This window comes from Methylotenera mobilis 13 (genome assembly GCF_000384255.1).
In the GTDB taxonomy this organism is placed as follows: Bacteria; Pseudomonadota; Gammaproteobacteria; order Burkholderiales; family Methylophilaceae; genus Methylotenera; species Methylotenera mobilis_B.
The window spans coordinates 86,982-113,745 of sequence record NZ_KB913035.1; the positions used below are offsets into that span (position 1 = coordinate 86,982).

The window sequence follows — 26,764 nt, forward strand, 5'->3', positions numbered from 1 at the left end:
CAGAGACTACTTTCTCAGTGGGTCTAGCAGACCCGACAAACCATTATGGTCTATTTCCTGCATTAATTGTAATAAACGACCCAAGTCACCAGCAGGAAAACCTTCGCGCGCAAACCAATTTAAGTAGTTACCTGGTAAGTCAGCAATTACCCTCCCTTTGTATTTTCCATAAGGCATGACTAATGCAACTAGTCGTTGTAAGTCATCCGGATTCATATTGATAGCGATTTTATTGCAAAATAATGGGCAGTTAACTGTCTTGCAGTTTGCCTCCGCTTAAGAGCAGATCTAACTCTTCTACCGGCAAAGGTTTACTGAAGAGATACCCCTGGAAGTAATCACAACGTCGCTCACGCAAGAAGTCAGCCTGTTGTGCGTTCTCAACACCTTCCGCGATACTGGTAAAGTTCATTGCCTGCGCTAAACCAAGTACCGCACTTGCAATCGCATTATCATCATTGTTATGCGGTAGGTTAAGCACGAAAGATTGGCATATTTTAAGTGTATCCACAGGAAAGTCTTTAAGATAAGCCAGCGATGATGCTCCAGTACCAAAGTCATCAATGGCAAGAGATACGCCCAAAGCTTTAAGCTGCGTGAGTTTATTTACGTCACTGGTCGCGCTGTCCATGAACATACTTTCGGTGAGTTCCAACTCCAACAGCGCTGGTGGCAGGCCACTTTCTGCCAAAATCTGTGCAACATCATCAACAAGACCCGGGTGTTTAAACTGTCGCACAGAAAGATTCACTGCTACACGGACTGGTGTGCCTGCGTCATACCAAACACGTCCTTGCTGACATGCTGTCTTTAATACCCACTTACCTACCGGAACAATTAAACCACTTTCTTCAAGTAGCGAAATAAACTCCCCTGGTGCCACTAATCCACGTTCTGGGTGCTGCCAGCGTATCAAGGTTTCAACGGCAGTGACACTGCCTCCTTCAACTGCAATTTGTGGCTGATAATATAAGATGAATTCGTTTCTATCTAAGGCATGCCGCAAATGATTTTCCATCACCAGCCGCTCATAAGCGACGGCATCCATCTCAGAAGAATAAAACTGGTAGTTATTACGACCACGTTCTTTTGCGTGGTACATCGCTACATCGGCTTTTTCCAACAAAACATCTCGATCACCATGGCCCGGGCGATAAAGTGTAATGCCGATACTAGCGCCAACAAACACCTCATGATCACCCACTACAAACGGTAAGCGCAAGGCATCGATAATCTTTTCTGCCACTATCGCGGCGTCACTTTCTTCTCTCACATCCACCAAAACGACGGCAAACTCATCACCACCCATTCTTGCTACGGTATCTGACTCTCGAATACAAAGTGCGATACGATTGCCGACCTGCTGCAATAATTTATCGCCGATCCCATGCCCTAAAGTATCATTGATATTTTTAAAGCGGTCGAGATCGATAAACATCACCGCAATCGTGTCACTGGTTCGATTAGCGTGCGTCTGTGCTTGGTGCAAGCTTTCATTAAACAATAGTCGGTTTGGTAGCCCTGTCAGCGTGTCATAGTGCGCAAGAAAATGTAGCTGCTGTTGTGTACGCTTGCTCTCACTGATATCACGGACAATGCACAGCACTTGCTCTTCACTAGCACGAATAAAACGGGATTCGTAGTTAGAAATACCCTGAGGTAAGGTCATCTGATATTCAAAAGAGGCAATGCCTTTACCTACAACGGCTTTTTCCAAACAGAGCATGGCCTGATCGGCTACCCCCTGTGGCAAAGCTTCATGTATCGTTTTACCCAGAAAATGCTCAGGCTCTATATGCGTTTGAAAGTCTTTAGCAGGCTTACACTCTAAAAAACGGCCTTCTAAATCAAGAAATAAAAGTAGATCTGGTACGGCTTCATATAGGGCACGAACTTTGGCTTCACTCTGACGTAATTGCAGTTCTGCGCGCTTACGTTCAATCGCATAGCGCATCACGCGTAGCAACCAGCGCCCATCTACACTACCTTTTACCAAGTAGTCTTGTGCACCCGCTTGTGCTAACTCATTCGCCAGCACCTCATCATCATGGCCGGTCATCACCACAATAGGCACATCCGAGACAACCTCATGCAAGCGCCAGAAAGTACCACTGCCTTGCGAATCTGGTAGTGACAGGTCAAGCAAAATGATGTCAAACTGCACTAAGCAGGCATGCGAAATGGCTTTCCCGAGCGTATCAGCGTGCGTAAGCGTGCATGCTGTCAGCACCTCGCGTAGCATGATATCTAATAAACGCGCATCACCTTGATTATCTTCTACCAGTAAGATTTTCATACAGAAGCTACCGCGACCGGGCCAAGATGCTGCCCGCGCTCGAGTAATGCTGTGGCTGCATCAGAAGGTAACGGATGGCAATAGAGATACCCTTGAGCGTCATCATAAGCAAGATTACGCAAAGTATTCAGTTGTGCTGCCGTTTCTACGCCACCCGCTAAGCCTTTCATGCGGAATACATGCGCCACCTGAATCACCGCACGCGCCATATCGGCACCGTCAGTTGAGGATGAAGCCGCCTGTGTCAGTCTGCGATCAAGCTTAATGGCGTGGAAAGGAAACTTGCGTAGGTAGTAGAATGAAGCGCGACCATTACCAAAGTTATCAAGGGCTAATCTAACGCCTAATTGATTAAGCTTAGTCACTTGTTTAAAAGCACATGCTTCGTCTTCCCATAAGGCATGTTCAGAAATATCAAGCTCCAAACAATGAGGTGGCAATCCTGTTTCAGCTAACACTGCAGCAACCTGCTCAGCAAAATCGTCCTGCAACAACTGACGTGGTGATAAATTAACTGACAGCACTAAAGGCGTGTCAGAATAAGCTAGCCACGCTTGGCCTTGCATGCAAACACTACGTAATACCCACAATCCGACTTCAAGAATGAGCGGGGAGCTTTCCAACACATTCATAAACGCTCCTGGCAACAGTAAACCACGTGTCGGGTGCTGCCAACGCAACAATGATTCCATGCCATTAATTTGGCTGGTCTTCACATCCACTTGAGGTTGGTAGTTAATGACAAACTCGCCCTGGTTAACAGCAGTTGCTAACTCCCCTAGCAATACTCGATCTTCAGTAGCCCTGTCATTCATATTCGCCGAGAAAAAACGGTAATTACTTTGCAAGCCGGTTTCTGCCTTGGCCTGATACATGGCAACATCTGCATTCCGTACTAAAGACTCTATGTGATCTGTATCAGTAGGATAAATGCTTATTCCGACACTCACGCCAATATCCAATGAACGCCCATCAATCAAGAAAGGTGGTCTCACGGCATCTATAATTTTACTGGCCGCCGTTGCTGCATCTTCTTCATCATAGATATCAGTTAATATCAGGGTAAATTCATCTCCCCCAATTCTGGCGACACAATCCGTTTCACGCATACATTCACGCAAGCGCAGAGCGACGCCCTGTAGTAGCAAATCACCCACATAATGACCTAATGTGTCATTAATGGACTTAAACCCATTCAAATCTAATAACAATAAGGCTAGCTTGGTTTCGTGCCTGCGTGCTAAGGCAATTGAATTTTTAAGCGTATCGTAAAAATGCTTACGATTGGATAAGCCAGTCAGACTGTCATAATGAGCAAGGTGATTTAACCGTTCTTCAGTGCGCTTGCGCTCAATTGCATAGCGTAAAGAGCGAGTCAGTTGGTGTGCGTCAACATGACCTTTGACCAGAAAATCTTGAGCACCCTGCTGTACGGATCGGACTGCCAACCCCTCATCAGCAATGCTACTGAGTACAACAATCGGTATCCCTGGCGCATTTGCATGTATTTTAAGTAGCGTATTAAGGCCACTGCTATCTGGTAGCTCTATATCGAGCAAAATGGCCGTAATGTCGTGGCTATCTAAGATGGCCAGTGCTGTTTCTTGGCGATCCGCCGTGACTAAAGTAAAACTTTCACTTTGGTCAGCAGCCAATAGCTCTCGTACCAAGCGGATATCACCTGGATTGTCTTCAACCAGTAAAATGGTCAGTGAAGTGCCACTCATACAGCCCCCATAACGCAGTTAATCTTTGACGTCTGATGGTAATTTAACGATGGTCAGCCAGAAGCTCTCTATCGCTTGAATTACTTTGATAAACTGATCTAAATCTACAGGTTTGCTTACGTAGCAATTGGCATGTAAATCGTAAGTGCGCAGGATATCTTTTTCTGCTTCGGAAGAAGTGACGATCACCACCGGAATGCGCTTAAGTTGAGGGTCTGATTTAATTTCAGCCAGCACTTCACGCCCATCTTTTTTAGGTAAATTAAGGTCTAATAGCACCACATCAGGAGTAGGCGCATTCACGTACTGCCCTTCTTTACGTAAGAATGCTAATGCCTCCACACCGTCTTTAACCACATTCAGGTTATTGCTTATCTTACTTTCGCGCAATGCTTCCTGCGTTAATCTAACGTCGCCAGGGTTATCCTCAGCCAATAAAAACTCAACCTGCCTGCTCACTTCACTCTCCATGATGTTTCCTTTCCCCATGATGTATAGGTAAAGTAAAATAAAAAACTGCTCCCTTGCCGACTTCTGATTCTATCCAAATCTTTCCGCCGTGTCGCTCAACGATTTTCTTGCATACAGAGAGGCCAATACCCGTTCCCGGATATTCATGCTTGCCATGCAAGCGTTGAAAAATAATGAAAATACGCTCAAAGAAATCTGGCGCGATACCGATGCCGTTATCACGTACTGAGAATAACCATTCACCCTCTTTTTTCTCTGCACCTACGTGGATAATTGGTGAGCTGTCTCCACGGAACTTGATACCGTTGCCGATTAAATTCTGAAACAACTGAGTCAGCTGCGAAACATCAGCCTCCAGTCTAGGCATCGGATCACGAGTCACGACTGCGCCTGACTCCTCTATTGCTAGACGTAGATTAGACTCAGCCCGCTCTAATGCAACGGAAGTCTCGCACATCTCCATCCGCTTACCATGCGTACCAATACGCGACATGGTCAATAGATCAATAATCAGTGCCTGCATCCGCGTTGCGCCATCTACCGCATAGCCAATAAACTCATTCGCATCCTGATCCAGCTTATCTTTATAGCGCCTTGCCAACAATTGTGTATAGCTAGCCACCATGCGTAGCGGCTCTTGCAAATCATGTGATGCCACATAAGCAAACTGCTCTAATTCACGATTAGAATTAGCAAGCTCTTCCGTACGCTCTGCCAACGCCTCTTGTGTCTGCTTAAAGGCTGTAATATCTGAAAACTCGGCAATCACTTGTGTTACTTTTCCAGCAGAGTCTTTAACGGCATTCATATTCATCCATGCCAGATAATCATCACCTTGCTGGTTCTTTAGCCAGATTTCCCCTTGCCACTGGCCACCAGCAGTCACCGTGGTCCAAAGGTCTTGATATAGTGTTGGCTCCAATTCTGCAAGTAAACCTTGCATCGGTTTGCCAATTAAAGCGTCTGAAGCATACCCCGTAATCTTTGCCACCGATTTATTCACGTGAAGCATATGGCCTTTCACGTCAGCAATAATCACCGCCTCTAAATTACTCTCAAACACCTGTGCCAATAAGCGCAACATTTCATGGTCGGCATGGAAATATGCAGAGAGTGAAAGCTCAGAGTCAAACATAGCGATTTTATTAATCGCTTTTGAATAGGCGAGAAAACGTTCAGCATCGTTATCCACCAAACGCATCACTTCTGGAAGCACCCAAGATAAATATTTGTTATACGCACCTAGATACCAGCGTGGCTCTAACCCTATTTGCTGATAGATGACACCCACGCGGAGACGGCTCTTGATGTAGTCAGGGCCGTAATCACCCGCAAATACTTGTTTAAAATACTCCCGCTGTTTTTGTTTAAGCTGTGATAATTGCTCAGGATTACTGAGGCTAGCAACTATTTGCGGATAGGAGTCTAAGTGCTGATATAGCAGATCGGCAAAAGTATCTTCAAGTGGCGCAAGTAAAGGCCCCAACTCTTTGAGCAGTCTGGAATCCTGCTCGCTGAACTCAAGAAAATCCTTACGCGACTGAACCTCATCGGCGCTCGGGGTCATGCTGTCGATCAAAGCATCAACGGTAGGCTGGTGCAATAACATGTTATCTCCCACAAAAGTACTAATCTCGCTCCTAAATCACTAAGGGAAACTGGCGATAGAATGGGAGTTACTGAAAGAAATACGGGGGATCCGCACATCTGGCACTCCCGCTATCCTAGAACTGACGCCCCTTAGACCGGTGATTTTGCGCCCTCGCTTTTCAGCAGAGTTTGCCTTTTACAAATGTAATGCTGCATGAGTATCAGTACATTTATAAAATCAGTCAACCACCCATTCCAGTGAATGGCTATCATGCGAATTTGATGCCAACATCACAATTGACCGATGTAAACCCACCTGACTTGATGCTTGCCATCACGCCAGATGATATGATGTATCCGTATCAACACTTAAGATGACATAACAAAGATAGGTGTGACTTTTGCCAGATAACGGGTACCGAATGATGTGGTACTAAAATCAGAAGTGTCCAGCACCCAGTGTTAATCACCGGCGGCGTCACAATCCATCAGGAAAAATCCATGCTCAACAAAATAGACCGCTTTGAAATGCTAAGGAAGCTTGATGAAAGCAAGCAAAATGCTGTTTATTTAGCGCGTGATCCGCATATGGGTCGTGAGGTGATGATTAAACTTCTGTTACAAAACGACCTGAGCTTAGACACCCTGCTACCGCAGGTACGTATTGTTGGCAAATTACAACATAAGCACATTGTTACTTTGTTAGATGCAGGTGAACATGATGGCGCTCCTTATCTAGTCTATGCATTTGTCAACGGCATCACTTTATCCCAGCAACTAAAATCATCACTACCATTCGCAGGGACTCAAGCAGCACAAATGATAGCGGACGTGCTTGAAGCAGTAAGCTATGCGCACGCCCAAGGTGTCATGCCTTTAGACTTGAACCCAGAAAATTTTATGCTTGCCGAAGATCAAACACCTATGCTGTTGGGCATCGGCATGGCTAATCTTGGAACAAAAAACCATCAGGCTCAGTTGGCTACTCCATACACAGCGCCCGAGCTAATCTCTGGTGACAAAGCCACCGCATCTGCAGACATTTTTTCACTAGGCGTAATGTTGAACGAAATGGTCACAGGGTTACCATTTATCGAAAAAGCAAAAAAACCAACAGCGCTCCCAACGACTGGTGTTACCCCTAAAAGCATACAGATTCATCTTGATGAAGCACTAGAAAGCATTATTCTTAAAGCAACGAGTAAGGCGCCAGAAGATAGATATGCTAACGCCAACACCATGCGACAAGCGCTGCAAGACTACCTAACACCAGTCCATGGTGAGCATAAGCCAGTGGATGCACACAGCACGATGGATTTCTTGCTGCGTCGCATGCGAAGCAAAAGCGATTTTCCAGCATTGTCCCATACCATTAGCGAAATCAACCGATTGGCAGATGACGACTCAGCCAGTAACAACGCACTAGCACAGAGCATTTTGAATGACTTTGCGCTGACTAATAAATTATTAAAACTGGTGAACACAGTCACTTATGGTCAATTTGGCGGCCATATTAATACCATCTCTAAAGCCGTGGTGATTTTAGGTTTCGAAACGGTACGCAATGTGGCAATGTCATTGATATTACTTGATTTTTTGCAAAACAAAGCACAAGCATCTCAACTTAAAGACGACGTACTAGCGTCATTCTTTGCGGGTATTGTGGCAGCACAATTAGCGCCATCCAGCCATGTTAAAAATGCAGAAGAAGCCATTATTTGCTCAATGTTCCGCAACTTAGGCAAGCTACTCGCGAGCTTTTACTTTTTTGAAGAAAGCCAGCAAGTTTCGCGCTTAGTTGATCAGGGCGACAGCGAAGACAAAGCTTCGGTAAAAGTATTGGGCATGAGCTATAACGAGCTGGGAATCGGCGTTGCCAAAAGCTGGAACTTTCCACCACGATTAATCGCGGGCATGCGCAAATTAAGTGGTGATAGAGTCATCAAACCGAATGGTGAGCTAGAAAGTTTGTCCCTGACAGTTAACCTGGCTAATGAATTATGTACGATTGCCAGTAACGGTAATATTGCTGACAAATCCAAAGCGCTTAAGCAACTAGCAACTCGTTACGAAAATGCGCTTAGCGTTTCAGAGCAACAGCTACGTCAATCAATGGAAAGCGCTTTAGATGAGCTCGCAGCACGCGCTAGAATCGTCGGCATCAACACCTCGCAAAGTATGCTAATGACGCGAGTTAACGCTTGGATAGGCGCTAGAGCAGAGGTATCACACAAGTCTGCTGAAGAGACTGAACTGGCATCATTAGGCATCAGCCTTGAAAAGCCTGATGAAAAAAGTAGCGAAACGGCAAAACTTGATTCTGAGTCTATCCTCACCGAGGGTATTCAAGAGGTCACCAACACCCTGATTGAAGAACATCAACTTAACGATATTATGCAGATGGTGCTTGAAACCATGCACCGCGGCATGGGCTTTAACCGCACTCTGCTATTCGTAAGAGATATCAAAAACAATCAAATGGCAGCGCGCTTTGGGTTTGGTCATGACATTGATGTTGCACTTAAGAAGTTTAAGTTTAGTTTAGATTTTGCGCCAGATGTGTTCCACCTTGCTATTAGCAAAGGCGCGGACTTAATGTTGGAAGATATTACGGCAGACAACGTGACTGCTAAAATTCCACAGTGGTACAGACAGACCGTTTCATCACAAAGCTTTTTACTATTGCCGATTATGGTCAACAACAAAGCATTGGGCATGTTTTACGCAGATATGGAGCAACCTAATAGCATGCAGGTTTCAGCTAGGCAGCTTTCCCTGTTACGTACTTTGAGAAACCAATCTGTACTTGCCATCAAACAAAAAGGCTAAGTTTAAGCCTCATCACTTTACTGTAGCGGCATGCAAATCACCTAAACTAGCCTTAAAACTATGACTGATTGACCTGAGTCAATGTCGGCGCCTGCGTTTACCGCAATCATAAGCAATATTTCTAACCCCAATATTTCTTGGTCAAATCATGATGAACTTCGATATTGTCATTGTTGGCGCGGGTCCAGCTGGCCTATGTTTTGCACAAGCTGTTGCAGGATGCGGCTTACGGATTGCTATACTTGAGCGCCAGCCAGAATCTATGTTAGCCAACCCAGCTTTTGATGGGCGTGAAATTGCACTGACACACCATTCTGCACAACTAATGCAATCCCTTGGCTTGTTGGAGCGCATTGATCAGCATGCCATCTCACCATTACGCGATGCGAGAGTGCTCAATGGGCCATCGCTTTATGCCATGAATATCGAACACGGCGACAGCAAAAAAGCATCATTAGGCTATTTGATCGCTAATCACCTTATCCGTCAATCTGCTTATGAAGCGGTAAAATCATCACCAGATATCACGCTTCTCACCGAGTCAGACATGACAGGCGTTAGCACAGATAATGAGGGCGCCTACATCAGCCTTGCTAGTGGAGAAAAAGTAAAATCACAACTTTTGGTCGCAGCAGACAGCCGATTTTCTGAAACAAGACGAGCGATGGGCATCCCCGCCAGCATGCATGACTTTGGCAAAACCATGATGGTCTGCGTCATGGAGCATAGTATCCCGCATCATCATGTGGCTTGGGAATGGTTTGACTACGGCCAAACCTTAGCACTATTACCGATGAATGGTATGCGCTCCTCTGTTGTCATCACCCTTCCCGCTAACGATATTCAACGGCTAATGTCGTTAAGCGAACCAGCGTTTAATGAGGATATCGCCATGCGCTTTAAGCATCGACTAGGTGCAATGCAATTAGCATCCACCCGACATGCTTACCCACTGGTAACAGCCTATGCCAGCCAACTTGTTGCAAAGCGCTTTGCACTGGTTGGCGATGCTGCCGTGGGCATGCACCCAGTGACCGCACACGGATTTAATTTTGGGCTATCTGGGATTGATGTACTTGCCCAAGAAATCAAAACTGCAAAGTCACGGGGTAGCAATATCGCTGCCACGGCGCTGCTCGAACGTTACGAAAGAAAACATCGCATCAAAACACGTCCTCTGTTTATTGCTACACATGCTATTGCAAAACTGTATGGAAACGACTCGATGCCTGCACGCCTCATTAGATCAGCATCGCTACGCATCGGTAATCGTGTCTCTCCCTTTAAACGTGCGGTGGCACATATGCTGACCGAAGCGCGTTAATGTCCTGTCAAATACATCTGTGATTTAACTAATAGATTGTAAAGTGAACCTGCATCAGGTTTAATTGACTATATATAAGTGCTCACAACACGACCAAGTCAATTAATTGCAAAGGAAACAGGATGGCGACAGCGTCTAAAACATTACGCGAAATTTCGGGCTTAGGACTATCGGCTACATCACTGGCATCTTCTGCCCTGGTGATGATTGATTGCCAAAATACCTATCGAAAAGGGCTAATGCAATTAACGAATGTGGAACCAGCAATCATTGAAGCAAAAAAACTACTTACACGCGCAAGAGTGCTCAACATTCCAATCATTCACATTCAACATGATGCTGGCGTGGGTTCGCCGTATGACATTACCGCCGAAATAGGCGCAATCTGTGATGAAGTGGCCCCTATCAATGGTGAAACTGTTATCGTTAAAAACTACCCTAACGCGTTTATCCACACAACACTTGATCAACATTTAAAAACACTAGGCATCAACAACATTGTGTTAGCAGGATTTATGACACACATGTGCATCAACTCAACCGCCCATGGTGGTTTTAATTTAGGCTATACAGTCACCGTAGTTGCAAGTGCCACCGCCACACGGCCACTAGAAGCCGCTAACGGAAAAGTATTGACTGCTGAAGAGGTGCATGAAGCCGCCATTGCCTCAACGCGTGATTTATATGCGGCTATTGTAGATAATGTAGATGCACTGAGTTGATTCAACCAACACTTAGCTAAATCTCCACAGCTTACTAAGCACTTAATTGGTAAGCTGTGATTCCGTGCTTCACGATTAAACCAGCTTAGTGATATCCACAACCGATCCATAATGCTTCATGAGCGCATCAAACTGCTCAATAGGTAATGGCTTACTAAATAAATACCCTTGATATGCCATACAGTCATGCTGCTTCAAGAAGGCCAATTGCGCTTCGGTTTCAACACCTTCAGCAATCACGTTTAAGCTAAAGTTCTGTGCCATATCAATAATGGTTTTTACCATCACTGCATCACTTTTATCGGTGGTGATATCTCGCACAAAACTTTGATCAATCTTGATCTGATCCAGTGGCAAACGTTTTAAATAAGAGAGTGAAGAAAACCCAGTGCCAAAATCATCTAAAGACAACGTAACCCCTACTTCTTGTCTTAATAGATTCTTTTTTGCAATCACATCAGCAATATCATCCAGCGCGACACTTTCTGTCAGCTCTAACTTAAGTCGTGATGGATCTATCCCATGTTTACGAATAGCCGATACGACCTGCTCAACAAAGTTTGCTTGCTTAAACTGCTGCGCGCTAATATTAACAGCTAACACCAAATTGCCCATTTTCTCATGCGCACTCCACACAGCAATCTGCCGGCAGGCCTCGTCTAGCACCCAATCACCAATATTTAGAATCAATCCACTTTCTTCTGCCACTGGAATAAAATGTGCTGGTGAAACCATGCCTCTTTGCGGGTGTATCCAACGAATCAGTGCCTCTGCACCTATTGGCTGATTTTCGTGGTCAACTTGTAGTTGGTAGTGCAACTCAAATTGTTCGGTTTCTAGTGCATGATGTAAATCAGACTCTAGCAAAGCACGCACTTCAACTAGCTTCTGCATTCGGGGGTCAAAAAAGCGGACTCTATTTCGGCCGCCATCTTTTGCCTGATACATTGCCATATCGGCACGTTTGATTAATTCCTCTACACTTTTATCCTGTCCGCAAAAAACCGACACTCCAATGCTTGATGAGCTATGTATATTCAATTGGTTGATTTGATAAGGCTCGGCAAGTGCTGCACGTATGTTTTCAGCAATTTTTGCCGCCATACGGGAAGCGTCTTCTAAATTTGCACCTAATCTTTCTACCAGTACAACAAACTCATCACCACCCTGACGGGCAACAGTATCCACCTCCCGCACACAGGCGTTGATTCTTTTTGCCACCTCAATCAGCAACAAATCACCATCACTATGGCCTTGCGTATCGTTAATGACTTTAAACTTATCTAAATCAAGAAACAACAAAGCCCCATATTGCATACTACGCGCAGAGGCTGCCAAAGCAATGTGCAGCCTGTCCAGTAAGTGTCTTCTATTAAATAAGCCAGTTAACGCATCTTTATAAGCTAGGTTCTGAATTTCCTCTTCTGCCCGTTTGCGGTCACTAATATCACGACCCACCGATTGAATTTCTGTCAGTTGTCCATGCTCGTCAAAAATCCCTCGGTTACTAAACTGCATCCAGTGAACCTGACCACTTGCAGACAACACTCTATTTTCAATTATCACCACAGGGTTAGCCTGAGACATCGTGGATAATTCAGCAATCACACGCTGCACATCTTCAGGGTAAACAACGGGTGTCCATGTGGAGCCAATCATCTCCTCTTCGGTTTTACCAAAGAACCGACAATAAACATCATTCACAAAAATATAGGTGCCATCAGCACGCAATCTCGAGATGACTTCCGTTTGATCTTGCACCACGGAACGAAAGCGCTCTTCACTTTGCCTCAGCACGGCTTCTGCCTCTTTAATGGCGCTGATATCAGTCACTAGAACAAAGAATCCATGCACCTCGCCATCTCTAATATCTGGAATGTAATGCGCTAATGAGTGACGCGAGCGGCTACTATCTGCATTAGGGATAATCCGCTCAAACTCCTGAAACTCGCCCCTTAAGGCACCTTCAATATAGGGCAGGTTTAAGCGATATAGATCTTCACCCAGTAGCTCCCAAATATATTTACCAACAATCTGACTAATATCTACACCAAACCATAGTTCATAAGCCTTATTTACAAAGCGATTCTTCAGGTCTTTGTCCCAATACCCTACCATCGAAGGTAAATAATCGAGTACAGTTTGAATCACTGAACTTGATAACATTGAGTCAGCGATCTGATCAGAGGCTTTAGAAAGTTTTGATAATTCTTCAGGCAAAATAAGATTGTCGGTAACACTAGCTTTTACATCTTCTGAATTAGCGAATACTGGCGGAATTGATGGAGATTTCATAAGCGAATAGTGCCATAACTTATTAAGGTTAAAAAGTAATTAGTTAACAATATCAATCATATGAGAATAAAAACTTTTGTTTATCATCGGGCTTGTTTCAAACAGTTCCATCTACTCACTAAAGTGTAAGTTAGCCGCGAAAAGCGCTTAATTGCTCAATCAATAAGCCGACAAAAACTAAAAAGGAGCCTGAGCTCCTTAAAAAATAAAACGCCTAAACTTTAGCGCTCAGACTAAATAACAAGTCTGCTTTATTAGAAGCTAGCGAGATACTTATTTCTTTGGTGCAGGTTTACTAGGAATGAGAGTAGAGCCCGACACAACAACTACTTTTTTGTCCTGTTTAGGCTTTTTCGTCTCTTTGTTTTTATGTAACTGCCCTTTTGCCATGATGTTTCTCCTAAAGTTTTCAACATCAAACTGATTAATCAATCATTAAACACTACGTGCTTAAAAATCACTCAGATATGTTTGATTCATATGGTGAATTGGACTGGTATCCTCACCAATGGTTTCATCATAGGCTGATGCGAAAATATAGGGTGATTATTTTTAACTAAGGCTATACAAGGCTATGTGAAGTAGCGCCTGCAAACTTAAATAAAACGCTAGCTAGAACAAGCAGTAAAGATAAGATTGGTCTGTGAGCCAATCATTGAAACCAATTAAATTGGTCGGCGTGGAGAGATTCGAACTCCCGACATCCTGCTCCCAAAGCAGGCGCGCTACCAGGCTACGCTACACGCCGAAGGTCGGCACTATACTGCTAACAAGCATACCCGTCAACTATTAACGCTTAGTTAACTACTACCACCTGATTTAATTGTATTGTTTTACACTAACAAGTGCCCAAGCTTGTATTGGCAGTGATTAAGCCGGCCGTTAGCTCTTGTCAGCTCGCCACTGTGCATTCAACAAGCGATCTTGGCGCTCATCTCCTAAGCGCCGAATAAAAGTACAAGTCTGGCGATGAATAGTCACGCCCCGATCGCATGTCACATAACCGACGATGGCATCTGGAAAAACTGGCTTGCAGCATTTAGCCATATTGGTCTGTAAGTTACCGATACCCTCTATCGTCACTTCTGTTGTGCTTAAATTTGTGGGTACTCTTTTTACCGCTACATGACTGACCTTCTCGGCATTTGGGTGCAACAACTCTTGAATAGCCGTGGCCATTTGATATTCGCTTACATCTCCTCGACCAATCGCATTTAAACAATCTTCAAGTTTATTAAAATGTAGCTTTTGGGCGATTTTTTCCTGATTCAACGAACCAGCACCCGCACGATGAATCTCCTTATCTAACCTTGCACGTCCGTGCGTGATATTTTCTTCTGCGTGCTGATGTTTAAACCAGTGTCTTACTTTCGCTCGTCCGCTTGCACTCTTTAAGTAGCCAAGTGTCGGGCTTAACCAATCGCGGCTAGGCGCACCATGCTTAGTGGTCAGAATTTCTACCCGCTCCGCATTCTGTAGTTTGTAATTAAGCGGTACGATATGACCATCCACTTTAGCCCCGCGCGTGCGGTGCCCTAAATCTGTATGTAAGGCATAGGCAAAATCAATAGGCGTCGCGTCTTTAGGTAAATCAACCACTCGCCCTTGTGGGGTAAATACATAGACATTGTCCTGAAACAATTCAGTCTTAAACTGCTCAAGTATGTCACCACTGTCTTTGGGCGCCTCTTTCCACGCCAATATTTGGCGTAACCATGCGATTTTCTCATCGAGTACGATGTCAGACTTGCCACCTTCTTTGTAGCGCCAATGGGCAGCGACACCAAGCTCAGAATATTCATGCATTTCAAAGGTTCGAATCTGCACCTCTAACGCCAAGCCTTCTGGCCCATTCACTGCAGTATGTAACGAGCGATAATTATTGCTTTTGGGGCGTGCAATGTAATCATCAAACTCACCTGGAATAGCCTGCCATAGCGTTTGCACCAAACTGAGTGCGGTGTAGCAGTCTTTCACGTCATCCACCAAAATACGCACAGCACGCACATCGAACAACTGCTCAAAATCAAGATTTTTGCGCCGCATTTTGTTGATAATGCTGTAGATATGTTTTGGGCGACCCGATACTTCAGCTTTGATACCAGCCTGCGCTAATTTTTGCTTAAGCGTATCCTCAACGTGCTTAATATATTGTTCACGGTCAACACGACGTGAATCCAGTAGCTTGGCGACTTCTTTGTAGAGTTGCGGCTCTAAATAACGCAGTGACAGGTCTTCCATCTCCCACTTAAGCTGCCATACTCCTAAACGATTTGCCAGTGGGGAAAAAACACCTTGGATACCCCGTGCAATCTGCTTTTGTTGTGTTTCACTAGCACCCGCTAAGTAGCGAAGCGTTTGCGTGCGTTCGGCTAGCTTAATCAACACCACACGAATATCTTGCACCATTGCCAACAGCATCTTGCGTAAGCTTTCAATCTGCTTGCTGTAGTCGCCATTTTCTTTATCCTGCGCTTGCAGATCTTCAAACTCACTGAACTCCTGCACTTGCTCTATGCGCAAAATACCTTCCACCAAACTGACGATATTACTACCAAACCTTGCTTTTAAAGTTTCCTGCCAGTTGTCGATATGCGCAGGTGCCGCATATAAAATGGTCGCGATAATGGTCTCCGCATCCATATTTAAACTAATCAGTATGGCGGCTGTGCCTGTTGCATGTTGCAACAAGGGCACGCCTGTTAATTCAGTATGTGATGCATAGGCCAAAGTCGCAAGCTCACAAGCTTGGCGAACTAACTCAACCTCACTAGGAGATAAATGCTTCGATAATGAATCTATCCATACTTGCGTATCATGATCAGATAAAGCTGGAATTTGTAATGAGCTGGAGCCATGAATCATTGTTATTTAATCTTCTATTCTAAAACCAACCTTAATAGTTACTTGATAATGCGCAATCTGACCATTCACAATATGGCCTCTAGTTTCCACAACTTCAAACCAATCCATATGTTTAACAGTTAACGCTGCTTTGGCAATTGCGTTACGAATAGCGTCATCTGAGCCAACTGTAGAGCTACCAACAAGTTCAATCAGTTTATAGGTATGTGCAGACATGTCATTCTCCTTGATTAAAAAATCTTAAATAAACCCTGATAATTATCATCATCTGCTTTTTAATGGAATATTACCAATTTAATTTGGTGCCATTTAATTGGCTTTCAAGATGGTTAATCAATATGCGATCGTTTAACTTGTAGCATCAACGCTAGATTAACATCCATCATTCTGTGAAAAGCTGCCTGTGGTAAGATTCCGTCACATTCAACTTGCTTAACCAACTCAATATCACCATGACAAATACAGAACAACTAACAGACGGCCTAAAAAGCATCACAGGCCTGACAGATCAAGAGTACGAAGCACTTAGCGCCGCGCTTGCAAAAATGAGAGCACCTAAATTGGAGGCTGGAGATAGCGGTGTTCATTCAAAAATGCTATCCGCAGTACGCCACCAACTTCAACAACGCTTAAATAACGGCAGCCATTTAAGTGACGATGAAAAAACAAAACTTATGCATGATATTGCAGAGCTTGATCGTAAAATGTACGCACTCTAACGCTTACAAACTCACTTATCCCTTAAATCATCATGACTCATTCAAGCATAACCATTGGAGTATAAAATGAAGCAATTTTTCATCACACTAAGCCTGACGTTGATCAGCTTTAACGTAGTGGCTGGATGGACTGAATTTGGTGGATCAAGCAGTGATGGCAATGTTAAGACGTATTTTGAACAAGTGACGGCTCGTAACAAAGACCATGTGATCAGAGTGTGGCAAATTAAAGACTACGCAAAACCTCAAGTAATCAACAATATGTCTTCTCTATCAGTGAAATCTCTGCTTGAAGTCAATTGTAAAACCAGAATGATCAGAACCTTGGCTTACACGCACTACAACCAAAATTTGGGTCGTGGCGAGCCTGTAATTAAGAACAGCAACCCTGACGAGTGGGGCAATATTGCACCAGACATTACCAATGAAGCGATGCGCAAGCGGTATTGTGGTCAATAATGCAGCCAGTGATGAAGTGCTAATCGTTAATCCTAACGAATAAGGCGCGATTCCTGAATGGCTAAACTTGGATAATTTTGACTGCCGCTAGCTTAAACGCCACACTCATCTCTTGCTAGCAACAGCAGTGTCTTCAATCGTTTAGACACGCCAACTTCTGATAATCAAATTACCTCAGTTCGGTTAACCACATATCAAGATAAATAATTAATATCTTTTGTGTGAATATGTGTATATTCAATCATGTGTATATCTCCATTGTGATTCTACAATGCTGAAAATTAATGGCAGTAGTTTTTCCCCTTAACGCTACACTTTTATTTTTCTTCGTATTATCAAAGTACAGCTTGCTGGAGATACCGATGTTGTTACAAAAAGTTTGGTATTTCAAGTTTCAGCAACTACTAGCAATGCTTAGCATTACATTGCTAGGCGGGTGCAGTGCAATCCCCACCATGGTGCCCGATATGGCAATGCATCCTGCCAAAGCGGTGCAACTGGACGGCGCACACGGCCCACTCTCCCCTAAACAGACTAAACAGATTCTCGCCAAACTAGAAAAGAATGGTGCAGACACCAATATATTTGATAAACACTTAGCCTTAGAAGCTGAGATTGTCGGCAGCCCATTAGTCGTTGGTAATCAGGTACAGCTACTGGTGGATGGCCCAAGCACCTATAACGCCATGTTTGCAGCGATTGAATCTGCAAAAGATCATATCAATATGGAAACTTTTATTATTGAAAATGATGAAATCGGGCAACACTTTATTGACATACTAGTCAGCAAGCAACGGAGTGGCGTTCAAGTCAATCTGATTTACGACAGTGTAGGCTCCATGAATACACCCAAAGAGTTTTTTGTTCCGTTGATAGAAAGTGGTGGCAACGTGCTGGAGTTTAATCCTATCAACCCGCTTAATTCGCGCAAAAGTTGGGAAGTCAGCCTGCGCGATCACCGTAAATTACTAATCGTAGATGGTGGAACCGCGTTTGCGGGTGGTATCAATATTAGCAGCGTTTATTCCAGTGGTTCGCGTGGCAGTGGCTCATTCAGAAAATCCAAATCAGGCGAAGGAAAAGTGCCTTGGCGTGACACTCACTTACGCATGTCAGGCCCAGTGGTGAGCGAATTCCAGAAACTGTTTATCGCCACATGGAATCAGCAAAAAGGCGAGCCACTAACCGTTAAAAAGTATTTCCCTGAAACAGGCAGTCAAGGTAACGAGGTGGTACGAGCGATCGGAAGCTCTCCCGATGAACCCTATAGTCAGATTTATTCCACCCTGCTATCTGCCATCAACAGTGCAGAAACTCAGGTCTTTTTAACTAACGCTTACTTTGTGCCTGATCCGCAACTGCTAGCATCCTTGAAAGATGCTGTTGAACGTGGTGTAGATGTAAGACTACTATTACCTGCAAAAACAGATTCAGCGTTGGTATTTTATGCCTCACGTTCTTACTACGACGAACTACTGAGTGCAAAAGTCAAAATATATGAACGACAAGACGCGCTATTACACGCAAAAACCGCGCTGATCGATGGTGTATGGTCAACGGTAGGCTCAACTAATCTAGATTGGCGTAGTTTCGTCCACAATCAGGAAATTAACGCCGTCATACTGGGCCAAAGCTTCGGCACACAAATGCAGGTGTTGTTTGAAAAAGACCTACAATCTTCAAAAGAAATCACGCTGGAAACATGGAGAAAGCGCTCAATCAGCACGCGCATTAAAGAAAGAGCTGCACGCTTATGGGCACGCTGGCTTTAAGCTGATAGCGGTTATTGGGTTTTCAATCTACAAGACATTAGACAAACCATCATCCGTCATTTAGCTTTACCCAAGCGATTGGGCTTGATTTGTCATTACTCGCCTTGCTCCTTTAGCCAGTCTAATGTGATGCCACATCAAATGGATGTTATGAGTATCGCTTGGCGACAAAGACGATATCTTGTCTACATCTCCACGTCTGGTTGGATAATTTGTATCGGACGAGAGCCAATTTTTGCCCCTGTCACTTCATCTAGCAGGACAGGTTTAATCTCTGTCCCTGCTTCTGCATCGAGGAAGCGCACTAATTTACCATCGCCACGGTATTTCCGCCCCCAGTCCCCTATCATAAAAAGTACAGGAAGGAAGTCTCTGCCTGCTGTTGTCAGCACATATTCATCACGCGGCGGGTGTTCTGAATAGACCCTTTTTTCAAGGATACCTTCCTCGGTGAGCGTCGCCAAACGTTTGGTGAGTATTGTCGGCGCAATACTGAGATTTTTACGAAACTGCTCAAAGCGCGTGAGGCCAGCATGCGCATCTCTAAGTATTAATATACTCCACGCATCACCAAGAAAATCGAGGCTCCTAGCGATTGGACAAGAATTTTTAGCATTAATTTTCGAGTTCATATCATTTTGATAGTGACATAGTATTCAACCAGTAGTAACATACTATCAAATTGATAGTGACAGTTACTTTCAGTTCGATAGTATCACTATCAAGTTAGATAATCCATCCTAAGGAGATTGATATGAGCAAGAAAGAATTAGGCGTTGCCATTGTGACAGGTGCGTCTTCAGGTATTGGCCAAGCTACAGCAGAGTTACTCGCCAATTCCGGGTATAAGGTGTACGGAACAAGCCGTAAAGAAGTGCAACCAGCTCAACGCTCTTATAAGATGATTACGCTAGATGTGAACAGTGAAGCATCGATTGAAGCTGCCATCAAAGAAATAGTCAACATTGAAGGCCGGATTGATCTAGTTGTAAACAACGCAGGATTTGGCGTAGCGCCTGGTGGTGCCGAAGAGAGCTCAATGGAACAAACCAAGATGATTTTTGACACCAATTTTTTGGGGATTGTCCGCATGACGCGTGCCGTAGTACCCTATATGAGAAAACAGGGTAAAGGGCGAATCATCAACATCGGCTCCATCCTTGGGTTGATACCAGCACCTTACATGGCCACCTATGCCGCCACTAAGCATGCAGTAGAAGGTTACTCAGAATCTTTAGACCATGAGTTGCGAACAAGAGGCATCCGTGTTTCTGTGGTTGAACCAGGCTATACCAATACGCATTTTGAAGCCAACACTTTAGAAGTAGACGCCAAAATAGATGAATACAATATTGCGCGGAAAGCACTCGCAAAATTGATGAAACTGGCTATTGCGGCAGGCGACGATCCCAAAGTGGTTGCCAACGTTGTATTAAAAGCTGCCAACGCTAAACATCCTAAGTTACGTTACGCTGCTGGTAAATTAGCGTGCCGGCTAAGTTTACTGAGAAGATTTGCCCCTGCGGCCTTAGTTGATATCGGCATTCGTCAAGAGCTAAAACTTGATTCACTTGAAAAAATAGCGAGTCAACCCTAGGCAACCATCATGAAATTATTCACCTTCTATCGCCTTTCAGTGTTCAGTTCAATCTTGTTTATATTGCTGGCCATCATCTTAATGTTTGCGCCGTCCCAAATGTTAGCCAGTTGGGGAGTGGAATTAACAACCTCAGTAGGGTTGATGGCAAGACGAATCGCAGCACTCTATATAGGTATCGCCGCGATGTTTTTCTTTGCAAGAAATGCAGAACATTCGGCAACCCGTACAGCACTTATTCACGGAACCATCATCTCTTGCTTGATATTGGCGGCGCTTGGCGCTTACGAGCTTTATGTAGGGCATGCATCTAGCGGCATATTGCCTGCCATCTTTGTTGAAATCGGTCTTGCGCTGGCGTTTACGTATGTAGGGTGCGCATGCAACAATACAAAAAGCCTCAATAAAAACCAGAGGAAAAAATGATGAAAGCACTTATCTTAAAGCGTTATGGCAAGTCTGATCAGCTCGCGTTTGCAGACATTTCCCCGCCTGTAATCAAGCCCGATGAAATGCTCGTCCAAGTGCATGCCGTGGGACTGAATCCGATCGACAATATGATTCCTAAGGGAACCTTCAAAGCCATTCTCAAATTAACACTACCCGCTACCATGGGCAGCGATGTAGCAGGTGTTGTGGTAGAGGTAGGAAGTCGCGTGACCCGCTTTAAAACGGGAGATGCAGTATTCGCCAGCATTTTCGATTTAGGTACCGGCGCACTTGCTGAGTTTGCTGTTGTGCCCGAGAACGTCGCCGCCATCAAACCAACCAACCTAGATTTCGTGCAAGCAGCGTCTATCCCAATGGTAGGGCTCACGTCTTGGCAAGCCCTCAAAGAGCGGGCAAATCTCAAGCCTGGTCAGAAAGTATTCATACCTGCGGGTTCTGGCGGGATTGGCACGTTCGCGATTCAGCTCGCAAAACATCTCGGCGCAAAAGTGGGAACAACAACCAGCACGGGTAACGTAGATCTAGTAAAACGCCTCGGCGCTGATGAAGTAATCGATTACAAGAAGCAAGCATTTGAAGATGTACTACAGGGTTACGACGCAGTGCTAGGCACTGTGAGAGGTGATGGAATCGAGAAATCACTTCGTATATTAAAACCAGAGAGTAAGGTCGTGTCGCTCATCGGCCCACCAGACGCTGCGTTCGCTCATGCCCGAGGCATGAACTTCCTCATGAAGTTTATATTTGGGCTGATTAGCTACAAGATAATTCGCCAAGCCAAGAAGCGGAATGTCGAGTATTCATTCTTGTTTGCACATCCTGATGGCCAGCAACTAGGAGAGATAGGAAAGCTTCTAGAGGCAGGCGTCATACAACCAGTCATCGATAAAATATTTCCGTTTAATCAAGCAAAAGAAGCACTTGCCTACCTTGAAGCAGGCAGAGCCAAGGGAAAAGTCGTGGTTAAAATTATTTGAATACGTCTACACTCAGTGGAACCCATCGCCACGCGACTTAGCTTCGTCATGATAAACTGGCTCCAGTCTATCAACTAAGATCAAATATCAAACAATGATTCAATACAACCCAAAAGACTGGATTATCTTTATCTTCCGTTTTCACGAGTCGGATACCTTTCGACGGCTCATCCCCATGATGATATTCATTGGGCTGTACGCTGGCGGCATTGCCTACTTAGAGTTAGAGTTTTGGCAACTTTCCGATAAAAGTCATGTGAAGAATATCCCGTTAATGCACACCACGGTCGGGTTTGTTTTGTCCTTACTATTGGCTTACAGAACCAACACCGCTTATGAACGCTGGTGGGAAGGCAGAAAAACATTTGGCGCACTCGTCAACAACAGCCGCAATCTGGCGCTCAAACTTTCCGCTTACTTATCTGAAGAAAGTGACCGCAACTTCTTTAGAAAAGCCATCCCGACCTATGCCTCAGTGCTCTCTAATCACCTATCCAACGAAGAAGTCGGCCAAATGCTGTTTGAAGGTTTAGCGTTACAAATCAACCAGCACAATCACGCCCCCAACCAAGTGGCTAAAATCCTGTTTCAAAAAGCCAACGAGCTATACACATCAGGCAAAATCACAGGCGACCAGTTCTATATCATCAACGACGAACTACAATCGTTTACCAGTATTTGCGGCATTTGTGAACGAATTAAAAACACCCCAATCCCCTACTCTTATAGTGCATTTATTAAGAAATTTATCTTCTTTTATGTCATGACACTGCCATTTGGCTACGTGTTCAGCTTGGGCTATTACGTGATACCCGTTGTCGTGTTTATTTTCTATGTGCTAGCCAGCTTAGAACTGATTGCCGAAGAGATTGAAGACCCATTTGGTAATGATGATAACGATTTACCTACCAAGAAAATTGCGGCGAATATTAAAAAGCATGTAGAAGAGTTGCTGTAAGCACCGATAGCCCATACAATTAGGGTGGGTGGGCAATGATTGCCCACGTAGCGCTTTATATTCATGCATGGGTAGCGAGTTATCCACCGACCTTAACTAAGCACGAATATACCCAATAATAAATGGTAATAACACGGCACTCAATACGCCATTTAAGCCCATTGCCATACTCGCATATGTGCCAGCTTCATCATTAATGCTAAACGCACGGGTAATGCCTAAACCGTGCGCACCCACACCAATGGCAGTGCCGCGCATCCACCAATGTTGGATATTGAGCGCATTGAAAATATACGGCGCTAAGATAGAACCCAACATGCCCGTAATCACCGTAAACACAGCGGTGAGGGTGGGTGATACATGAATGCGCTCGGCAATGCCCATGGCAATAGGTGCGGTGACGGATTTTGCATACATGCTGCCGACAATCGTACTACCAGCCCCCATGCTTTTCGCAATCATTACCCCTACAAAAATCGACACTGCACTGCCAATAGTTAATGCGAGTGTAATGGGGAATAGCTTACCTTTTAAATCATTAAAGCCACGATAAATGGGCACAGCTAACGCCACCGTTGCTGTCCCCAATAAAAAATGCACAAACTGCGCGCCTTCAAAGTATTTTTGGTAAGGCATATCCATGAATGAAATAATGCAAGTGACCAATAACACCGAAATGGCGACAGGGCTAAAAACAGGGTGGCGATTCACTTTAACGTAAATCATGTAACCTAGTTGGTAGGTCGCTAACGTGAGCACCAGCGCAAATAATGGGTCACCGGAAAGATACACCCAAATTTCAGAGATCGGTAAGCGGTCATTCGTCATGGGTCGCCTTCCAGAAAAACTTAAGCACCAATGCGGTGACAGCAATCGTCAGCACCACACTCACTAATAATGCCAAAGTGACCGCTAATCCATGCGTTTTCAGGTCGGGTAAAAATAACACTACACCCACAGATGCCGGCACAAACAGCAAACCCAAGTGTTGACGGAACGTATCAGCCACCATCCCCAACGGCTGGTTAACCTCGCCTTTAATCACCAAAAAGCTGAGTAATAACAGCAAACCAATCACAGGGCCCGGAATATCAGGAATAAAGAATTTAGAGATTAACTCCCCCATTCCTTGCCAGATTAAGATTTGTACTAGGCCGTCTATCACTGTTGAGAATTTCTTAAAAATAATTGTAGATAGATTGTAATGGGTTACTGATTTTTTTCAATGTAACCATCCCTATTTTAAGGGATGGTTACACGGGAAACATTAAAAAATGGTGGAGTTTTTTATATTCAAAGCAATTTTTTACCAATCAATGTCACTCTATCAAACGAATAAACATGCTCTCTTGGGCTCTCACCACACCTACCAACTATTCTTCTTGGAAATTCTGGCTCACCGTTTTCTAAATAAACCTTCGCACCACAGATATTGCATGTTGACACATACTTGGTTAATCGAACTTCTTTATGAGATAGCTCATCCTTTTCATTTTTAATAGTAACAAGTTCTTGAAGCACATTGGATTCTTTATACTTAACAAACCAATCAGAGGCCATGATGACTTTGTCCTCAACAAATCTATCCGCTCTGTCTTTATAAGATTTTGCAATTAAATACCCAATAAAAAATGATACTAATAAAGCCAATGTCTTAGTTGTAATTATGCTTGGATTTAAAAACCAATTTAAATAAACCAAATAGGCAACTGAGGTGATTACAATAATTGAAATGATTGGATAAAGAATCATTAACCATTTCCTTAACCCTGACATTGCCAACTCTCTGCTTAACATTATTTTTGCAAAAATTGTCGCTTGAATTTCTTTTACTGGGGTATATTCGATCTCCCCTTCCTTAGCTTCATATTTTTTTAAAAGATTACTTTTGGTTTCAAGTATAGGCAGCCCAACAAGTTTGTACTTTGAGGCGTTCCCCTGACCGCCGATAGTTGATGTCTTTTCAATCCATGGATAGCAATTTAATCCTTCTTGTTGGGCAAAACGTGAGAGAGGGCTCTCGATTTGAACTTTAATTTTATCTTCTAATTTTGTATAAATTGGATTTAACCAATTACTTGCTTTACTCTCCTCAGCTTCTGGCAAAACTCCTTTTTGTATCTCTTTTGATGTGAATGTGGGCTGGCTAAAAACTTCCTGACTTGAAATTCTTCTTAGCGTTTCTGTAGCAATAAATTGAAGAACATTGTAGTCATAGGTATTTGGATTGTCCTTAGATATAAATTTGATTAAACAATTTGCAAGTTGTTTTAATTGTTCTTGATTTTTCAACTCATCCATAACCTACACAACCTCCAATTAACATGTTTAAGGATTTTTGCCATCTCTAAAAAGACCTAACCTAACCCTACTTAATTATTAGGAGGGTAAAAATGGTACTTTCTAAATACTACTACATCAATAATGTCCCTGTTCAAATTAGGTACTTGCCATCAGGAGACATCGCAATATGGCATCCATGCAACCAAGAGATTGCATACATTATTGATGGTGTTTGTCGTAATCGCGGGCGCTGGAATAGTCATTACAACAATTGGATTGTATTTAGCCAATTCAAGCATAAAGTCATAAATGATATTAAAAGTAGAGGTAGTAATAATGGCTAATACCTCTCAGAATATTCCGTATGCTATTAATGTTGAAACTGGCCGAAGAATTAAGCCTGAAGAAGGTTCGAATAATGCAAGAAAGGGTTTGTATGAGTGCTTTAACCCAGAATGTAGAAATCATGTATTTGTTTCTATAAGTAAAAATGGGCGAGCATTTTTTAAACATTACCCAAATAAAAATGATGTAATTGATTATAAAAACGCACATTCAAAATCGCAGGATACTCACACACGAGCCATCGAATTACTTAGTCATTTTTTTAAGAATGGGCTGGAGAGAAAGTCACCCATGCCACTGCTATTGTTCGAGACACCAGATGGTGTACAAAAGATTTTACCTTTTTTACCTAAATGTATCATTAAAAAGGAGTTCACAATTGAAGCAATAAATAAACGAATTGACCTTGCGATTGTGGACGAAAATAACAACCCTATATTATTAATAGAAGTTAATCATAAACACCCAGTCCCGTTAGAAAAGGAGATTGCCTTGAAGCAATTTTGGTGGATAGAGGTCAATGCGAAAGATGTAATAAATGACCCGAGCAATCTTGTGGTTAGGAAGCACAGAAATTTCCCATACGAGTTTGACTTACTTGGAGCACAAGATATTCTTTTTTAATTTACGTTTGAGTTGCATATTTAATGCGAGTTTATCCGAGATTAACTCGTGTTGTAATCAAAATGATATTGCAAAAAATTAAGGTGTTTACGCCGTTAAGTTTTCGTGCTCGCATGGTTTGTATAACCCCTTTGCCGCACGTAGGCTTGAGCAAGCAAAAGTAAAGTAACTCAGCGAGAGGGAATGGTGAAGATTTAGATTATTACGCATCATACTTGGCTACGAGCTTGGCTTATTTTTGTTTACTCACCCCAAATGTGTGAAATAGTTACAACATGGAATAAATTGTAACAATTATTGACTTTAAAGTTGACATAAATTTTCTTTCCGTTTTTCAGGGTTATCGAGGCTACAAAAACTATCTGATAACCCTCTGGTATATCCAACGGCAACTTAAGTTGGCTCATTTGGCTTCACCCCCTTTCTGTTGCTTAAATTTTCGAGTTCCCGCTCGAATGCAA

The 26,764-nt window shown here is 43.6% G+C and carries 25 protein-coding genes, 1 tRNA gene and 1 riboswitch; of the genes, 13 read left to right on the forward strand and 13 right to left on the reverse strand.

The annotated features are described in order from the left end of the window. Positions 1 to 6: 6 nt before the first annotated feature. Genes A391_RS0100430 through A391_RS0100450 form a run of 5 tightly spaced genes read right to left on the reverse strand, consistent with a single transcriptional unit; the run spans position 7 to position 6,103 of the window. Positions 7 to 216, reverse strand: coding sequence for a DUF3820 family protein (locus A391_RS0100430; RefSeq protein WP_019896615.1), 210 nt, complete (start codon positions 214 to 216; stop codon positions 7 to 9). Between the two features lie 34 nt (positions 217 to 250). Then, a complete protein-coding gene (locus tag A391_RS0100435) occupies positions 251 to 2,296 on the reverse strand; it encodes a putative bifunctional diguanylate cyclase/phosphodiesterase (protein ID WP_019896616.1) in 2,046 nt (681 codons plus the stop codon). Continuing rightward, complete coding sequence (locus A391_RS0100440) at positions 2,293 to 4,023, reverse strand: putative bifunctional diguanylate cyclase/phosphodiesterase (RefSeq protein WP_019896617.1); 1,731 nt, start codon at positions 4,021 to 4,023, stop codon at positions 2,293 to 2,295. The genes A391_RS0100435 and A391_RS0100440 overlap by 4 nt, the downstream gene beginning before the upstream one ends. A gap of 18 nt (positions 4,024 to 4,041) precedes the next feature. Next, on the reverse strand, positions 4,042 to 4,494 hold the full coding sequence (locus tag A391_RS0100445; RefSeq protein ID WP_019896618.1) for a response regulator: 453 nt from the start codon (positions 4,492 to 4,494) through the stop codon (positions 4,042 to 4,044). Beyond that, positions 4,484 to 6,103 (reverse strand): sensor histidine kinase, encoded by a 1,620-nt coding sequence (locus A391_RS0100450; protein ID WP_019896619.1) that lies wholly within the window; start codon positions 6,101 to 6,103, stop codon positions 4,484 to 4,486. Before A391_RS0100450 ends, A391_RS0100445 begins: the two co-directional genes overlap by 11 nt. A gap of 97 nt (positions 6,104 to 6,200) precedes the next feature. After that, positions 6,201 to 6,288: riboswitch (cyclic di-GMP riboswitch) on the reverse strand. Between A391_RS0100450 and A391_RS14410 the strand changes: the two genes are divergently transcribed. From A391_RS14410 to A391_RS0100470, 4 genes are all read left to right on the forward strand, one after another. Further along, the gene (locus A391_RS14410) at positions 6,274 to 6,462 is read left to right on the forward strand and encodes a hypothetical protein (RefSeq protein WP_157261308.1); all 189 of its coding nucleotides are present in this window, start codon (positions 6,274 to 6,276) and stop codon (positions 6,460 to 6,462) included. (Overlaps the previous riboswitch by 15 nt.) A 123-nt stretch (positions 6,463 to 6,585) precedes the next feature. Next, complete coding sequence (locus A391_RS0100460) at positions 6,586 to 8,913, forward strand: HDOD domain-containing protein (RefSeq protein ID WP_019896621.1); 2,328 nt, start codon at positions 6,586 to 6,588, stop codon at positions 8,911 to 8,913. A gap of 148 nt (positions 8,914 to 9,061) precedes the next feature. After that, entirely contained in the window at positions 9,062 to 10,237 is a 1,176-nt protein-coding gene (ubiM, locus tag A391_RS0100465) for a 5-demethoxyubiquinol-8 5-hydroxylase UbiM (protein ID WP_019896622.1), read from the forward strand. 122 nt (positions 10,238 to 10,359) lie between these two features. After that, positions 10,360 to 10,959 (forward strand): cysteine hydrolase family protein, encoded by a 600-nt coding sequence (locus A391_RS0100470; protein WP_019896623.1) that lies wholly within the window; start codon positions 10,360 to 10,362, stop codon positions 10,957 to 10,959. A gap of 75 nt (positions 10,960 to 11,034) precedes the next feature. On the opposite strand, the gene A391_RS0100475 is transcribed toward A391_RS0100470, so the two are convergent. From A391_RS0100475 to A391_RS0100495, 4 genes are all read right to left on the reverse strand, one after another. Continuing rightward, complete coding sequence (locus tag A391_RS0100475) at positions 11,035 to 13,254, reverse strand: bifunctional diguanylate cyclase/phosphodiesterase (RefSeq protein WP_019896625.1); 2,220 nt, start codon at positions 13,252 to 13,254, stop codon at positions 11,035 to 11,037. Between the two features lie 671 nt (positions 13,255 to 13,925). Then, positions 13,926 to 14,002, reverse strand: a tRNA-Pro gene (locus tag A391_RS0100485). Positions 14,003 to 14,136: 134 nt separating this feature from the next. Continuing rightward, positions 14,137 to 16,119 carry a RelA/SpoT family protein gene (locus A391_RS0100490; RefSeq protein ID WP_019896627.1) on the reverse strand — a complete coding sequence of 661 codons (1,983 nt, stop codon included), beginning with the start codon at positions 16,117 to 16,119 and terminating at the stop codon, positions 14,137 to 14,139. 6 nt (positions 16,120 to 16,125) lie between these two features. Then, positions 16,126 to 16,335, reverse strand: a complete 210-nt coding sequence (locus tag A391_RS0100495) for a dodecin (protein ID WP_019896629.1) — start codon at positions 16,333 to 16,335, stop codon at positions 16,126 to 16,128. 236 nt (positions 16,336 to 16,571) lie between these two features. On the opposite strand from A391_RS0100495, the gene A391_RS0100500 reads away from it, so the two are divergent. The 3 genes from A391_RS0100500 (at position 16,572) to cls (ending at position 19,069) form a co-directional block, all read left to right on the forward strand. Then, positions 16,572 to 16,838: a hypothetical protein gene (locus tag A391_RS0100500; RefSeq protein ID WP_019896630.1), complete on the forward strand. Its 267-nt coding sequence runs from the start codon at positions 16,572 to 16,574 to the stop codon at positions 16,836 to 16,838. Positions 16,839 to 16,904: 66 nt separating this feature from the next. Beyond that, on the forward strand, positions 16,905 to 17,297 hold the full coding sequence (locus tag A391_RS0100505) for a surface-adhesin E family protein (RefSeq protein ID WP_019896631.1): 393 nt from the start codon (positions 16,905 to 16,907) through the stop codon (positions 17,295 to 17,297). Between the two features lie 362 nt (positions 17,298 to 17,659). Next, on the forward strand, positions 17,660 to 19,069 hold the full coding sequence (gene cls, locus A391_RS0100510) for a cardiolipin synthase (RefSeq protein WP_019896632.1): 1,410 nt from the start codon (positions 17,660 to 17,662) through the stop codon (positions 19,067 to 19,069). Positions 19,070 to 19,254: 185 nt separating this feature from the next. Here the strand turns inward: cls and A391_RS0100515 are convergent, their stop codons facing one another. Continuing rightward, entirely contained in the window at positions 19,255 to 19,701 is a 447-nt protein-coding gene (locus A391_RS0100515; protein WP_019896633.1) for a winged helix-turn-helix transcriptional regulator, read from the reverse strand. A 122-nt stretch (positions 19,702 to 19,823) separates the two neighbouring features. On the opposite strand from A391_RS0100515, the gene A391_RS0100520 reads away from it, so the two are divergent. The 4 genes from A391_RS0100520 to A391_RS0100535 all read left to right on the forward strand — a co-directional run bounded on the left by A391_RS0100520 (position 19,824) and on the right by A391_RS0100535 (position 23,051). Then, a complete protein-coding gene (locus A391_RS0100520; RefSeq protein WP_019896634.1) occupies positions 19,824 to 20,666 on the forward strand; it encodes an oxidoreductase in 843 nt (280 codons plus the stop codon). 9 nt (positions 20,667 to 20,675) lie between these two features. Continuing rightward, complete coding sequence (locus A391_RS0100525; RefSeq protein ID WP_019896635.1) at positions 20,676 to 21,092, forward strand: hypothetical protein; 417 nt, start codon at positions 20,676 to 20,678, stop codon at positions 21,090 to 21,092. After that, positions 21,089 to 22,093, forward strand: coding sequence for an NADP-dependent oxidoreductase (locus A391_RS0100530; RefSeq protein WP_232416121.1), 1,005 nt, complete (start codon positions 21,089 to 21,091; stop codon positions 22,091 to 22,093). The genes A391_RS0100525 and A391_RS0100530 overlap by 4 nt, the downstream gene beginning before the upstream one ends. A 94-nt stretch (positions 22,094 to 22,187) precedes the next feature. After that, positions 22,188 to 23,051, forward strand: a complete 864-nt coding sequence (locus A391_RS0100535) for a bestrophin family protein (protein ID WP_029143906.1) — start codon at positions 22,188 to 22,190, stop codon at positions 23,049 to 23,051. A gap of 96 nt (positions 23,052 to 23,147) precedes the next feature. On the opposite strand, the gene A391_RS0100540 is transcribed toward A391_RS0100535, so the two are convergent. From A391_RS0100540 to A391_RS0100550, 3 genes are all read right to left on the reverse strand, one after another. Beyond that, entirely contained in the window at positions 23,148 to 23,879 is a 732-nt protein-coding gene (locus A391_RS0100540; protein ID WP_019896638.1) for an LrgB family protein, read from the reverse strand. Beyond that, a complete protein-coding gene (locus A391_RS0100545) occupies positions 23,869 to 24,216 on the reverse strand; it encodes a CidA/LrgA family protein (protein WP_029143907.1) in 348 nt (115 codons plus the stop codon). The genes A391_RS0100540 and A391_RS0100545 overlap by 11 nt, the downstream gene beginning before the upstream one ends. Before the next feature lie 128 nt (positions 24,217 to 24,344). Beyond that, on the reverse strand, positions 24,345 to 25,352 hold the full coding sequence (locus A391_RS0100550) for a hypothetical protein (protein ID WP_019896640.1): 1,008 nt from the start codon (positions 25,350 to 25,352) through the stop codon (positions 24,345 to 24,347). A gap of 92 nt (positions 25,353 to 25,444) precedes the next feature. Between A391_RS0100550 and A391_RS14530 the strand changes: the two genes are divergently transcribed. Both A391_RS14530 and A391_RS0100560 read left to right on the forward strand, forming a co-directional pair. Beyond that, positions 25,445 to 25,678, forward strand: a complete 234-nt coding sequence (locus A391_RS14530; protein WP_019896642.1) for a hypothetical protein — start codon at positions 25,445 to 25,447, stop codon at positions 25,676 to 25,678. Further along, a complete protein-coding gene (locus A391_RS0100560) occupies positions 25,671 to 26,303 on the forward strand; it encodes a hypothetical protein (protein WP_019896643.1) in 633 nt (210 codons plus the stop codon). Before A391_RS14530 ends, A391_RS0100560 begins: the two co-directional genes overlap by 8 nt. Positions 26,304 to 26,764: the final 461 nt, after the last annotated feature.

Bases quoted from the DNA above. Each gene is read 5' to 3' on its own strand.
- ubiM (WP_019896622.1), top strand. From the start codon at position 9,062: ATGATGAACTTCGATATTGTCATTGTTGGCGCGGGTCCAGCTGGCCTA.
- A391_RS0100440 (WP_019896617.1), bottom strand. From the start codon at position 4,023: ATGAGTGGCACTTCACTGACCATTTTACTGGTTGAAGACAATCCAGGT.
- A391_RS0100540 (WP_019896638.1), bottom strand. From the start codon at position 23,879: ATGACGAATGACCGCTTACCGATCTCTGAAATTTGGGTGTATCTTTCC.
- A391_RS0100470 (WP_019896623.1), top strand. From the start codon at position 10,360: ATGGCGACAGCGTCTAAAACATTACGCGAAATTTCGGGCTTAGGACTA.
- A391_RS0100505 (WP_019896631.1), top strand. From the start codon at position 16,905: ATGAAGCAATTTTTCATCACACTAAGCCTGACGTTGATCAGCTTTAAC.
- A391_RS0100495 (WP_019896629.1), bottom strand. From the start codon at position 16,335: ATGTCTGCACATACCTATAAACTGATTGAACTTGTTGGTAGCTCTACA.
- A391_RS0100560 (WP_019896643.1), top strand. From the start codon at position 25,671: ATGGCTAATACCTCTCAGAATATTCCGTATGCTATTAATGTTGAAACT.
- A391_RS0100530 (WP_232416121.1), top strand. From the start codon at position 21,089: ATGATGAAAGCACTTATCTTAAAGCGTTATGGCAAGTCTGATCAGCTC.
- A391_RS0100490 (WP_019896627.1), bottom strand. From the start codon at position 16,119: ATGATTCATGGCTCCAGCTCATTACAAATTCCAGCTTTATCTGATCAT.
- A391_RS0100460 (WP_019896621.1), top strand. From the start codon at position 6,586: ATGCTCAACAAAATAGACCGCTTTGAAATGCTAAGGAAGCTTGATGAA.
- A391_RS0100525 (WP_019896635.1), top strand. From the start codon at position 20,676: ATGAAATTATTCACCTTCTATCGCCTTTCAGTGTTCAGTTCAATCTTG.
- A391_RS0100500 (WP_019896630.1), top strand. From the start codon at position 16,572: ATGACAAATACAGAACAACTAACAGACGGCCTAAAAAGCATCACAGGC.
- A391_RS0100445 (WP_019896618.1), bottom strand. From the start codon at position 4,494: ATGGAGAGTGAAGTGAGCAGGCAGGTTGAGTTTTTATTGGCTGAGGAT.
- A391_RS0100450 (WP_019896619.1), bottom strand. From the start codon at position 6,103: ATGTTATTGCACCAGCCTACCGTTGATGCTTTGATCGACAGCATGACC.
- A391_RS0100535 (WP_029143906.1), top strand. From the start codon at position 22,188: ATGATTCAATACAACCCAAAAGACTGGATTATCTTTATCTTCCGTTTT.
- A391_RS0100475 (WP_019896625.1), bottom strand. From the start codon at position 13,254: ATGAAATCTCCATCAATTCCGCCAGTATTCGCTAATTCAGAAGATGTA.
- A391_RS0100430 (WP_019896615.1), bottom strand. From the start codon at position 216: ATGAATCCGGATGACTTACAACGACTAGTTGCATTAGTCATGCCTTAT.
- A391_RS0100520 (WP_019896634.1), top strand. From the start codon at position 19,824: ATGAGCAAGAAAGAATTAGGCGTTGCCATTGTGACAGGTGCGTCTTCA.
- A391_RS0100435 (WP_019896616.1), bottom strand. From the start codon at position 2,296: ATGAAAATCTTACTGGTAGAAGATAATCAAGGTGATGCGCGTTTATTA.
- A391_RS0100550 (WP_019896640.1), bottom strand. From the start codon at position 25,352: ATGGATGAGTTGAAAAATCAAGAACAATTAAAACAACTTGCAAATTGT.
- cls (WP_019896632.1), top strand. From the start codon at position 17,660: ATGTTGTTACAAAAAGTTTGGTATTTCAAGTTTCAGCAACTACTAGCA.
- A391_RS14530 (WP_019896642.1), top strand. From the start codon at position 25,445: ATGGTACTTTCTAAATACTACTACATCAATAATGTCCCTGTTCAAATT.
- A391_RS0100515 (WP_019896633.1), bottom strand. From the start codon at position 19,701: ATGAACTCGAAAATTAATGCTAAAAATTCTTGTCCAATCGCTAGGAGC.